Origin of the sequence: Pseudomonas paraversuta (assembly GCF_904067025.1) — a bacterium.
Classification (GTDB): Bacteria; Pseudomonadota; Gammaproteobacteria; order Pseudomonadales; family Pseudomonadaceae; genus Aquipseudomonas; species Aquipseudomonas paraversuta.
In genome coordinates, this window is the sequence record NZ_CAJFDA010000001.1 from 1,723,504 (window position 1) to 1,735,809 (window position 12,306).

A 12,306-nucleotide genomic window follows, 5' to 3' on the forward strand; every position below is an offset into this window, starting at 1 on the left:
TCTCAGGTCAAGAAATTAGGCTCGACTGTCCCGGTGATTTAAATAACGGGAATTTATTTGCTTATTTCGTGCCAAATTCAGGGTTTGCGGCACTCCGCTAGCACCGGGCAAGTGAGTTACACTGCGCCGCTTGTACTGATCGAAGATTTTGAAGGTAAAACATGACGTTCAAGGCGCCGGATAGCCTCGCCGAGCAAATCGCTCACCACCTCGCCGAACGCATCATTCGGGGCGAGCTCAAGCCTGGGGAGCGCATTCAAGAGCAGAAAGTGACTCTGGCACTTAACGTCAGTCGCGGTTCTGTGCGCGAAGCGTTGCTGATTCTCGAGCGCCGGCACCTGATCGCCATCCTCCCGCGGCGCGGCGCCCATGTCACCGAGCTCACTGCGCACAAGGTGCAGAGCCTGTGCACGCTGATGAGCGAGATGTACATCCTGCTGGGCAACGCCGTGGCCCGCCGCTGGGCGGTACAGGCTGATCTGGGGCCTTTCCTGCAGATTCAGCAGCGTCTGGTCGCCAGCTACGAGCGTCAGGACATCAGTGCATTTGTCGAAGACAGTTTCAATGTGATGCGTGCGGCGTTTCCGTTTGCCGACAACCCGTATTTGCAGGAAACCGTTGAAAACCTGCATCCAGCCATGAGCCGTGCCTATTACCTGGCGCTGGATCAGCGCAAGGCTGAAATGAGCGAATACCTGGAACTCTTCGCGCAGTTGCTCGAGGCCGTAGTAGCGCGTGATTTGCCGCAGATTCGCGAGGTTCTGAGCCGCTATGCCCAGCGCAGTTGTGACCTGGTGCTGTCTGCCTTGACGGTTGCCTGAGCGTGCGCCTCACTTGCATCAAACTCGCGGGCTTCAAGTCCTTCGTCGATCCGACAACCGTTAACTTCCCGAGCAATATGGCGGCCGTTGTAGGCCCTAACGGCTGCGGCAAGTCGAACATCATCGACGCCGTGCGCTGGGTGATGGGTGAAAGCTCGGCTAAAAACCTGCGCGGCGAGTCGATGACGGATGTCATCTTCAACGGTTCCACCACACGCAAGCCGGTGAGTCAGGCCAGTATCGAACTGGTGTTCGATAACTCCGACGGCACGCTGCTGGGCGAATACGCGGCCTACGCCGAGATTTCCATCCGTCGTAAAGTGACCCGCGACAGTCAGACCACCTATTACCTCAACGGTACCAAGTGCCGTCGGCGTGATATCACCGATATTTTCCTGGGAACCGGTCTCGGGCCGCGCAGTTATTCGATTATCGAGCAGGGCATGATCTCGAAACTGATCGAGTCCAAGCCCGAGGATCTGCGTAACTTTATCGAAGAGGCGGCAGGCATCTCCAAATACAAGGAGCGTCGCCGCGAGACTGAAAACCGTATTCGCCGTACCCACGAAAACCTCGCCCGCCTGACCGACCTGCGTGAAGAGTTGGGGCGTCAGCTTGAGCGCTTGCATCGCCAGGCCCAGGCAGCCGAGAAATATCAGGAATACAAGGCCCAAGAACGTCAGCTCAAGGCTCAGCTGTCAGCTTTGCGCTGGCAGACACTGAACGAGCAAGTGGGCCAGCGCGAAGCGGTTATTGGTAACCAGGAAGTCAGTTTCGAAGCCCTGGTGGCCGAGCAGCGCAATGCCGATGCCAGCATCGAACGCTTGCGTGACGGGCACCATGATCTGTCAGAACGCTTTAATTTGGTGCAAGGACGCTTCTATTCGGTCGGCGGTGATATTGCCCGGGTCGAGCAAAGCATTCAGCACGGTCAGCAGCGTTTGCGTCAGTTGCAGGATGACCTGCGCGAAGCCGAGCGTTCCCGTCTCGAAACCGAGGCCCATCTGGGGCATGACCGGACGATGTTGGCGACGCTGGGTGAAGAGCTTGAAATGCTCGCACCAGAGCAGGAACTGACCAGCGCTGCGGCCGAAGAAGCGGCAGCCGCGCTGGAAGAATCCGAACACACCATGCATGGCTGGCAAGAGCAGTGGGATGATTTCAACCAGCGCTCGGCAGAGCCCCAGCGTCAGTCCGAAGTCTTGCAGGCGCGTATCCAGCAGCTGGAAACCAGCATGGAGCGCGTGGCCGAGCGTCAGCGCCGGTTGGCAGAAGAGCGCGCCTTGCTGGCGGCCGATCCTGAAGATGCGGCGATTCTCGAGCTGAGTGAGCAGCTGGCTACCAGCGAGCTGACCCAGGAAGAACTGCAAGCCAGTGAAGAGCTGCTGGTCGAGCGGCTGGAGCAGGTGCGTCACGATTTGCAGCAGGCGACACAGAATCAGCAGCAGGCACAGGGTGAGCTACAGCGGCTCAACGGTCGCCTGGCCTCCCTTGAGGCCTTGCAGCAGGCAGCTCTGGACCCGGGCACCGGTGCAGCGCAGTGGTTGCAAGACCAGCAGCTCGCCGATCGCCCACGTCTGGCCGAAGGCCTGCGCGTTGAAGCCGGCTGGGAGCTGGCGGTCGAGACGGTTCTTGGCGCCGACTTGCAGGCCGTGCTGGTGGATGACTTTGCGCAACTGGACCTGGCCGGTTTTGCCCAGGGCGACCTGCGCCTGTTCAGTGCCGGTACCCAGGGCGGTAGTTTGGCCGGCAGTTTGCTGGACAAGGTCGAGGCCGACTTCGATCTCTCGCCATGGCTGGGTCAGGTCAGGGCGGTGGAAACCCTGGAGCAGGCGCTGGCCATGCGCGTGCAATTGGCCGATGGCCAGAGCCTGATCAGCCGGGACGGGTATTGGGTAGGGCGCAACTTTTTGCGGGTTCGGCGTGCCAGCGAAGCGCAAAGCGGCGTGTTGGCCCGGGGGCAGGAAATTCAGCATTTGGGTGCTGAGCGCGAAGAGCGTGAAGCCGCACTGGCCAGCCTTGAAGAACAGCTACAGCGTTTGCGCGAGCAACAGTTGACCCAGGAAGACTCCCGCGAGCAGGTGCGTCGTCGTCTGCAGGACGAAGCCCGTCAGCAAGGTGAGATCAAGGCCCTGCTATCTGCCAGTAAAGCCAAGGTCGAGCAATTGACCTTGCGCCGGCGTCGCCTGGATGAAGAGCTGGTCGAGCTGGGAGAGCAGCGAGCCCTGGAGCATGAGCAGGTTGGCGAGTCCCGCCTGCAGCTCCAGGATGCGCTGGATGCCATGGCCACCGACACTGAGCGGCGTGAGCTGCTGTTGGCCCAGCGCGACAGTCTGCGCGAGCGCCTGGACCGGGTGCGCCAGGAAGCGCGTCAGCACAAGGATCACGCTCACCAGCTGGCGGTGCGTCTGGGCTCGCTCAAGGCGCAGCACGACTCAACGCGTCAGGCCCTTGAGCGGCTGGAGCTGCAGTCCGAGCGTCTGGCGGAAAAGCGTGAGCAGCTCAGTCTTAATCTTGAGGAGGGCGAGGCCCCCCTCGAAGAATTGCGCCTCAAGCTTGAAGAGTTGCTCGACAAGCGCCTGACCGTGGATCAGGAGCTCAAAATTGCCCAGACCGCCCTTGAGGATGCTGACCGTGAATTGCGCGACGCTGAAAAGCGCCGCAATCAGGCCGAGCAGCAATCGCAGCTGATTCGCGGGCAGCTTGAACAGCAGCGCATGGAGTGGCAGGCGCTGACAGTGCGTCGAACCACGTTGCAGGATCAGTTGCTGGCCGATGGCTATGACCTGCACGGGGTGCTTGCAACCCTGAATGCCGAGGTCAATGAGCAGCAGGCTGAAGAAGAGCTGGAACGTATTGCAGCGCGGATTCAACGTCTGGGGGCCATCAACCTCGCGGCCATCGATGAGTACCAGCAGCAGTCCGAGCGCAAACGTTATCTGGATGCCCAGGATGCCGACCTGGTCGAGGCGCTGGATACCCTGGAAAACGTTATTCGCAAGATCGACAAAGAGACGCGCAGTCGCTTCAAAGACACCTTTGATCAGATAAATGGTGGATTACAGGCACTTTTCCCAAAAGTTTTCGGTGGTGGCAGCGCTTATTTGGAACTGACGGGCGAAGATTTACTCGATACAGGGGTAACTATCATGGCGCGTCCACCGGGCAAGAAGAACAGCACCATTCATTTGCTGTCCGGTGGCGAGAAAGCATTGACTGCCCTGGCACTGGTTTTTGCCATTTTCAAACTCAATCCTGCGCCGTTTTGCATGCTTGATGAAGTTGACGCACCGCTTGATGACGCTAACGTGGGCCGCTATGCCCGCCTGGTAAAAGAGATGTCACAGACCGTGCAATTCATTTACATCACCCACAACAAAATCGCCATGGAAATGGCCGATCAGTTGATGGGAGTGACAATGCATGAGCCCGGCTGCTCTCGTCTGGTGGCGGTTGATGTCGAGGAGGCAATGGCAATGGTCGATGCTTGAGCTATAAGCATGTAGGGGGATTTTTCTTCTCGAAAGAGAATTCCTGAATATTTGTCTGGCATGACTGATGGGTCGTGGGCTATATGGGCATTAGCCCAATGCGACAGACGGTGTAAAGTTATCTTTGGTCGTGTTAATTTAGCGTCTAATTTTTTGTACGTGGGTAAAACGCCATTCAGAACATAGAGTTGGCGCCACGTTTTAAAGGGCTTTAGGCTCTTCTTCATAGAATCATTTTTTAGGGGCACGGGATTACATGGAAATCGGTCTGCGCGAGTGGCTGATAGTCATCGGCATAGTGGTCATCGCCGGTATTCTTTTTGATGGCTGGCGCCGTATGCGCGGCGGCAAGGGCAAACTCAAGTTTCGCCTTGACCGCAGCTTTTCCAACGTCCCTGACGAGGAGACCAGCGCCGAGCTGCTGGGTCCTTCGCGAGTCCTGGACACGCCGGCCCATAAAGAGCCCCAGCTTGACGAGCACGACCTGCCATCGGTCAGCATGTCGCCACGGGACAAGGGTTCCAAGCGCAGCAAGCGTGGCGGGGAGCCGAGCCAGGGTGACCTGAACCTCAATCTGGATCTGGAAGACGGTCCGAGCATCAGCGCCCGCGATGATGACTTCGCCCAGGAAGCCAAACCACGTGGGCGTTCAGCGCCAAGTGTGGCGGCGGTTGAAGCGAAAGAGCCAGCAGCACAACAGGCCGCTGAAGAAGTGCTGGTCATCAGTGTGATCAGTCGCGATCCTGCCGGCTTCAAAGGGCCTGCATTGCTGCAGAACATCCTTGAAAGCGGTTTGCGCTTTGGTGAGATGGATATTTTCCACCGCCACGAAAGCATGGCCGGTAATGGCGAAGTGTTGTTCTCCATGGCCAACGCCGTAAAACCGGGCGTGTTTGATCTGGATGATATTGACCTGTTCAGCACCCCTGCCGTGAGCTTCTTTCTCGGCTTGCCGGGCCCGCGTCATCCCAAGCAGGCATTCGATGTGATGGTTGCCGCTGCACGCAAGTTGTCCCAGGAGCTAAACGGTGAGCTTAAAGATGACCAGCGCAGTGTGTTGACGGCTCAGACCATCGAGCATTACCGTCAGCGCATCGTCGAGTTCGAGCGTCGCGCCCTGACCCAGAAACGCTAAACAGGTGGGGGCAGGCATGCTTGCTCCCGCAGAAACGCAAAATGATTAACGCAAGAGCAGCCTCGGCTGCTCTTTTGCTTTGTGAGAGAACACCCCATGACCGCCGCCAATACCCGAATTCTAGAGCTGCGCGCTGAACTGGATCAGCACAACTATCGCTATCACGTACTCGACGAGCCCAGCATTCCGGACGCCGAGTACGATCGTCTGTTTCGCGAGCTCAAAGCGCTGGAGACCGAGCATCCGGAGCTGATCACCCCGGACTCGCCGACCCAGCGAGTCGGCAGCGCGGCGTTGTCGGCTTTTACTCAAGTGCGCCACGAAGTGCCGATGCTGAGTCTTGGCAACGCCTTTGATGAAACAGACATGCGTGAATTCGACCGGCGCGTCAGCGAAGGTCTGGATTTGCCGGCGGGCGATCTGTTTGGCGGCGGCGCCGAAGTTGAATACAGCTGTGAGCCCAAGCTCGATGGTCTGGCGGTCAGCTTGCTGTATCGGGACGGCAATCTGGTGCGCGGTGCTACTCGCGGAGACGGCACCACGGGCGAAGACATCAGTGTCAACGTGCGCACGGTGCGCAATATCCCGCTCAAGCTGCATGGCAGCGGCTGGCCCGCAGTCCTGGAGGTGCGGGGCGAGGTCTTCATGTCCAAGGCCGGCTTTGACCGTCTTAACGAGACCCAGCTTGCCGCAGGCGGCAAAACCTTTGCCAACCCGCGTAACGCCGCAGCAGGCAGTTTGCGGCAGCTGGACTCGAAAATTACCGCCAGTCGTCCTTTGGAGTTTTGCTGCTACGGTCTTGGCCAGGTGTCTGAGGAGTTTTCAGACACCCATATCGGCAATCTCAAGCAGTTGCAGCAATGGGGCATGCCGATCAGTCATGAATTGAAACTGGCCCGGGGCATTGGCGAATGCCTGGACTACTACCGTGATATTGGCGAGCGCCGCGCGTCCCTGCCTTATGAAATCGATGGTGTGGTGTTCAAGGTCAATAGCCTGGCATCGCAGCGTGAGCTGGGCTTTCGTGCCCGCGAGCCGCGCTGGGCTATTGCTCACAAGTTTCCGGCGATGGAAGAGCTGACCGAGCTGCTGGATGTGGAGTTTCAGGTCGGTCGTACCGGTGCGGTCACGCCGGTGGCGCGTTTAAAGCCGGTCAAGGTGGCGGGGGTCACGGTCTCCAATGCCACGCTGCACAACATGGATGAAGTGGCGCGTCTGGGGCTGATGATTGGTGACACGGTGATTATTCGCCGTGCCGGTGATGTGATTCCGCAGGTGGTGCAAGTGGTGCTGGAGCGGCGTCCTGAAAACGCTCGCCCGGTGCAGATCCCGGAGAGCTGTCCGGTGTGCGGTTCCCACGTAGAGCGCACGCAACTGATCAAGCGCAGCAAGGGTCGCGAAACCATCAGTGAAGGGGCGGTGTATCGCTGTGTCGGGCGACTGGCCTGCGGGGCCCAGCTCAAACAGGCGATCATTCACTTTGTTTCGCGTCGGGCCATGGATATTGAAGGCCTGGGCGAAAAAAGCGTCGAGCAGTTGGTGGATGAGGGGTTGGTGAGTTCGCCGGCCGATCTGTACACCCTGACCTTCGAAAAAATTGTCGATCTTGAAGGGTTTGCCGAGCTGTCGAGCAAGAATTTGCTGCAGGCAATAGCGGACAGCAAGCGTCCGGCATTGGCGCGTTTTATATACGCTCTGGGAATTCCCGATGTAGGAGAGGAGACGGCCAAAGTACTGGCGCGCTCATTGGCCTCTCTGGAGCGTGTACAGCGTGCTTTGCCGCAAGTACTCACCTACTTGCCGGATGTCGGGCTGGAAGTGGCCCACGAGATTCACAGCTTCTTCGGTGATGCCCATAACCAGCAGGTGATAGCGCAATTGCTTGAGCGTGGCCTGGAATTGCAGGACCAGGGGGATCTGGGGGCCGAGTTCGCGGCCAGTGCCACCTTGGGCGGGTTGATCGACAAGCTGCATATCCCCTCGGTTGGGCCGGGTGGTGCGCAAAAGCTGGCCGAAAAGTTTGTAACCCTTGAGGGGGTAATCAACGCTGACTGGCTCGATATGCGTCAGGCGCTGCCTGAGAAACAGGCCAAAGCGGTGCGCGAATTTTTCGACAACCCAGAAAATGCCCGGGCGGCTCTGGCTGTCGAGGCGCAGTTGCGCGACTTCGGCATGCACTGGCAGAGCGAGAAAAAGACCGTGGAAGGTTTGCCGCTGGCCGGGCAGACCTGGGTGCTGACCGGCTCGCTGGAGTTGATGAGTCGCGACGTCGCCAAAGACAAGCTCGAAAGCCTGGGAGCCAAGGTTTCGGGTTCGGTCTCCGGCAAGACCCATTGCGTGGTGGCGGGCCCCGGCGCGGGCTCGAAACTGGTCAAGGCCAATGAGCTGGGGCTCAAGGTGCTGGACGAGGAAGCCTTTGTGGCGTTCCTGGGTGAGCAGGGCATCCAGATCTAGAGTGGTAGCCCCCTGCAGGAGCGAGCTTGCTCGCGAGCTCTTCGCGGCCTTGTTGAAAAGCTCGCTCCTGCAGAGTCTGCTGCCCGGTCCCCGCCCTGTATGGCCCAATCCAAGTGCTTGAGCCCGCTCATTTTTTTATTCTTGCCGCAGCGGTTGTAAGTTTTCCTCAGACAGGTACAATGGCGCCGTTCGCTGCTAAGCGGATGTTGTTATGGTGACCCTATCGGTCCCTCCGCAACGATTACCCGTTAACCTGGTCAGATCCGGAAGGAAGCAGCCACAGCGGGAACATTGTGTGCCGGGGTGTGGCTGGTGGGGTTGCCTCCATTTTAAAAATCCTCAGTTGTGCAGGGTTTTTAGTCGATACACAGCATCTCTCCATTCTCTTTTGTTCAAGCCCGTCCCGGCGTTTATTCCGCGGTCGATGTCTTTTTGTGCGCGGCATAAAATATGCGGCTGTACGGCATGAGCAGTTTAAAGTGCGCATCGGATGCAATTTTGCCCCTGCTCCGCTAGCATTAGCCCCTTCCGCTTTTCTGACGCGACGGTTATCAATGAGTTATCAGGTTCTTGCACGTAAATGGCGTCCGCGCTCGTTCCGCGAAATGGTCGGCCAGACCCATGTGCTCAAGGCTCTGATCAATGCCCTGGACAGTCAGCGCCTGCATCACGCCTACCTGTTTACCGGTACCCGTGGTGTCGGCAAGACCACCATTGCGCGGATCATCGCCAAATGCCTGAACTGTGAGACAGGTATCACCTCGACCCCGTGCGGAACGTGTTCGGTGTGCCGCGAAATCGACGAAGGGCGCTTTGTCGATCTGATCGAAATCGATGCCGCGAGCCGGACCAAGGTCGAGGACACCCGTGAGCTGCTCGATAACGTGCAGTACGCGCCAAGCCGCGGGCGCTTCAAGGTCTACCTGATCGACGAAGTGCACATGCTCTCCAGCCACTCCTTCAATGCGTTGCTCAAAACCCTTGAAGAGCCGCCGCCCTACGTCAAATTCATCCTGGCGACCACCGATCCGCAGAAACTGCCGGCGACAATCCTTTCCCGTTGCCTGCAGTTCTCCCTGAAAAACATGACCCCCGAGCGGGTAGTCGAGCACTTGAGCCATGTGCTGAGTGTCGAAAACGTACCCTTTGAAGATGACGCGCTGTGGTTGCTGGGTCGGGCTGCGGACGGCTCGATGCGTGATGCGATGAGCCTGACCGACCAGGCCATTGCCTTCGGTGAAGGCAAGGTGCTGGCGGCTGATGTGCGCACCATGCTGGGTACTCTCGACCACGGCCAGGTGTTTGACCTGCTGCACGCCTTGATCGAAGGCGATGCCCGGGGACTGCTGGAGGCTGTGCGCCATCTGGCCGAGCAGGGCCCGGACTGGAACGGCGTGCTGTCCGAAATCCTCAACGTCTTCCATCGCGTTGCCATTGCCCAGGCGTTGCCCGAAGGGGTCGACAACGGCCACGGCGACCGTGATCGCGTACTGGCCCTGGCCAAGGTATTGCCTGCCGAAGACGTACAGTTTTATTACCAGATGGGCCTGATCGGCCGGCGTGATTTGCCGCTGGCACCAGACCCCCGTGGCGGTTTTGAAATGGTCCTGCTACGGATGCTGGCCTTCCGTCCGGCAGACGCGACAGACTCGCCGAGTCAGCCGCTAAAGCCAGTGGGGATCAGCCAGGCCACAGTTGATTCCGCCCAAACCGTGGCTGGCCCGACCGCTGTTGCGCCAGTAGTTGCTGCACCTGCACCTGCCGCTGTGGCGGTGGTTGAAGTGCCCAGGCCTGAACCTGTGGTCGAGCCGGCACCTGCACCTGTGGCGGCCCCCAGGGCGCCAGCAGTGCCGGTAGTGGACTTGCCGTGGAACGAGCCTGCTGTTGCCGTGATCGAAGAGCCGCTGGCGCCCCAAGCGATGCTCGATACGCTCGGCGAACAACCCGAGTTGCCACCGATGCCGTTGCCTACGCCTGACAGCGTGGTGCCGGACGCGCCGCAGTGGGAAGACGCGCCTGTACCTGAGCCAACGCCGGAGCAAGTGGACTCGGCACTGTCGGGCCTGGATCGCGATGACGAGCCGCCGCTGGACGAAGATTACATTGAGCCGGACATGGACTCGGCGGCCTATAGCTACCTTGACGAACTGGCCAGCGAGCATGGGGGCGAGCCTGCACCTGAGCCCGAGCCATTGCCTGCTGCCGAGCCTGCGACCGGGCTGGCCCTTGAATGGCTGAATATGTTCCCCAAATTACCGGTATCGGGCATGACGGCGAGCATTGGCGCCAACTGCACATTGATCTCGGTTGATGGTGATGACTGGTTGCTGCATCTGGACCCGGCTCACAGCGCGTTGTTTAACGCGACTCAGCAGCGCCGGCTCAATGATGCGTTGAACCAGTATCATCAGCGCACACTCAAAGTGACTATCGAGCTGATCAAGCCGGAGCAGGAAACCCCGGCCCAGGCCGCCTCGCGCTTTCGTGCAGAGCGCCAGCGCCTGGCAGAAGAATCCATCTATGCCGATCCGCTGGTGCAGCAAATGATTGAACAATTCGGTGCGGCAGTCCGTGACGATACGATTCAACCTGTGGACGTTGTTGAGGCTCAGGCTTCATAACGCCAGGAAAAACTTACAGCCCGAGGTTTCTTGGCCGCGGGTGCATTGTCCAAATAACGTTTGAGGTGATTCCCATGATGAAAGGTGGCATGGCCGGCCTGATGAAGCAGGCGCAGCAGATGCAGGAAAAAATGGCCAAAATGCAGGAAGAACTGGCCAATGCTGAAGTCACTGGTAAAGCCGGTGGCGACATGGTGACTGTGGTCATGACCGGTCGTCATGACATCAAGCGTGTGAGCATCGATCCGGCTCTGCTTGAAGGTGTCAGCGATGATGACCGTGAAGTGCTGGAAGACCTGTTCGCGGCTGCAGTCAACGATGCCGTGCGCAAGGTCGAAGCCAATAGCCAGGACAAAATGTCCGGCGTGACCTCCGGCATGCAACTGCCGCCAGGCATGAAGCTGCCGTTCTAAGGCGCTGCACAAAATGCCAGGCCCCCGGGCCTGGCATTTTTTTGCCTGGCTGTTTTTGATTAATGGTGCAGGCTGCCCGGGTGCACGGGATTGCTGGCATTTGACGCTGGCCCGGACCGCGGGTATAAACCGCCTCTCGTTGTTTTGTCGGACCTTTCCCTATGAGCTTTAGTCCCCTGATTCGCCAACTGATCGATGCCTTGCGCACCTTGCCGGGCGTAGGTCAAAAGACTGCACAGCGCATGGCTCTGCAATTGCTTGAGCGTGATCGCAGCGGTGGTTCGCGTCTGGCGCTGGCCTTGAGTCAGGCTATGGAGGGCGTGGGTCATTGCCGTCTGTGCCGGACCCTGACCGAGGATGACTTGTGTCCGCAGTGCGCCGATGTGCGCCGAGACGACACCCTGCTTTGTGTGGTTGAGGGGCCGATGGATGTCTATGCCGTCGAACAGACCGGCTATCGCGGTCGTTACTTTGTGCTCAAAGGGCATTTGTCGCCGCTGGACGGCCTGGGGCCGGAGGCGATAGGTATCCCGCAACTGATGACGCGCATCGCGGAACAGGGCACCTTCACCGAGGTGATCCTCGCCACCAACCCGACGGTCGAAGGCGAGGCTACTGCACATTACATAGCGCAATTGCTCGGCAACAAAGGCCTTATTGCTTCGCGCATCGCCCACGGTGTACCGCTGGGTGGGGAGCTGGAACTGGTTGACGGCGGAACCCTGGCCCACTCGTTCTCCGGGCGCAGACCGATCGTTCTGTAAGCATCAGCTTGCCGGCGAGCAGACGACACGGCCTTACTCTGTCAGGGAAAATTCAGTCAGGCAAAACGTCGGGACGCCCATTTCCTGCAGGCGTTTCGACCCGCCCAGTTGTGGCAGATCAATAATCGCAGCGGCTTCAAACACCTGTGCCCCCATGCGCCGCACCAGATTGGCAGCGGCAATCAGGGTCCCGCCCGTAGCGATCAGGTCATCGACGATCAACAGCGAGTCGCCTTCACACAGGCTGTCGGCGTGAACCTCGAGAAACGCTTCGCCATATTCGGTCTGATAGCCTTCGGCTAAAACGTCAGCGGGCAATTTGCCCTGCTTGCGAAACAGGATCAGCGGCTTGTTGAGTTGATGCGCCAGTACCGAGCCAATCAAAAAGCCGCGGGCATCCATGGCGCCGATGTGGCTGAAATCAGCCTCGACGTAGCGTTCGATAAAGGTATCGGCAATCACGCGCATGGCGCGGGGGGATTGATACAGCGGCGTGATATCGCGAAAAATCACCCCTGCTTTGGGGAAGTCAATTACTGGGCGAATCAAGGATTTGAGGCAAAAGTCGTCGCGGATCATATCGGGCTGTCCTGGCGTGCGTTAGCTC

The 12,306-nt window shown here is 59.0% G+C and carries 8 protein-coding genes and 1 other RNA gene; 8 read left to right on the plus strand and 1 reads right to left on the minus strand.

The window, feature by feature from the left end:
• The first annotated feature begins 161 nt into the window (after nt 1–161).
• The 8 genes from JQ848_RS08090 (at nt 162) to recR (ending at nt 11,699) form a co-directional block, all read left to right on the plus strand.
• The gene (locus JQ848_RS08090) at nt 162–821 is read left to right on the plus strand and encodes a GntR family transcriptional regulator (RefSeq protein ID WP_003447165.1); all 660 of its coding nucleotides are present in this window, start codon (nt 162–164) and stop codon (nt 819–821) included.
• Nucleotides 822–823: 2 nt separating this feature from the next.
• The gene (gene smc / locus JQ848_RS08095; RefSeq protein ID WP_202210455.1) at nt 824–4,312 is read left to right on the plus strand and encodes a chromosome segregation protein SMC; all 3,489 of its coding nucleotides are present in this window, start codon (nt 824–826) and stop codon (nt 4,310–4,312) included.
• Between the two features lie 256 nt (nt 4,313–4,568).
• Nucleotides 4,569–5,447, plus strand: coding sequence for a cell division protein ZipA (zipA, locus tag JQ848_RS08100; protein ID WP_003447169.1), 879 nt, complete (start codon nt 4,569–4,571; stop codon nt 5,445–5,447).
• Between the two features lie 96 nt (nt 5,448–5,543).
• On the plus strand, nt 5,544–7,901 hold the full coding sequence (gene ligA, locus JQ848_RS08105; protein ID WP_010656165.1) for an NAD-dependent DNA ligase LigA: 2,358 nt from the start codon (nt 5,544–5,546) through the stop codon (nt 7,899–7,901).
• A gap of 221 nt (nt 7,902–8,122) precedes the next feature.
• Nucleotides 8,123–8,219, plus strand: an RNA gene (gene ffs, locus JQ848_RS08110) — signal recognition particle sRNA small type.
• A gap of 236 nt (nt 8,220–8,455) precedes the next feature.
• On the plus strand, nt 8,456–10,522 hold the full coding sequence (gene dnaX, locus JQ848_RS08115) for a DNA polymerase III subunit gamma/tau (RefSeq protein WP_161718415.1): 2,067 nt from the start codon (nt 8,456–8,458) through the stop codon (nt 10,520–10,522).
• A 74-nt stretch (nt 10,523–10,596) separates the two neighbouring features.
• Nucleotides 10,597–10,935, plus strand: coding sequence for a YbaB/EbfC family nucleoid-associated protein (locus JQ848_RS08120; RefSeq protein ID WP_003447184.1), 339 nt, complete (start codon nt 10,597–10,599; stop codon nt 10,933–10,935).
• 161 nt (nt 10,936–11,096) lie between these two features.
• Nucleotides 11,097–11,699 (plus strand): recombination mediator RecR, encoded by a 603-nt coding sequence (recR, locus tag JQ848_RS08125; RefSeq protein ID WP_003447185.1) that lies wholly within the window; start codon nt 11,097–11,099, stop codon nt 11,697–11,699.
• 33 nt (nt 11,700–11,732) lie between these two features.
• Here recR and JQ848_RS08130 read toward each other — a convergent pair whose 3' ends face one another.
• Nucleotides 11,733–12,278 carry an adenine phosphoribosyltransferase gene (locus JQ848_RS08130; protein ID WP_010656163.1) on the minus strand — a complete coding sequence of 182 codons (546 nt, stop codon included), beginning with the start codon at nt 12,276–12,278 and terminating at the stop codon, nt 11,733–11,735.
• Nucleotides 12,279–12,306 lie beyond the last annotated feature (28 nt).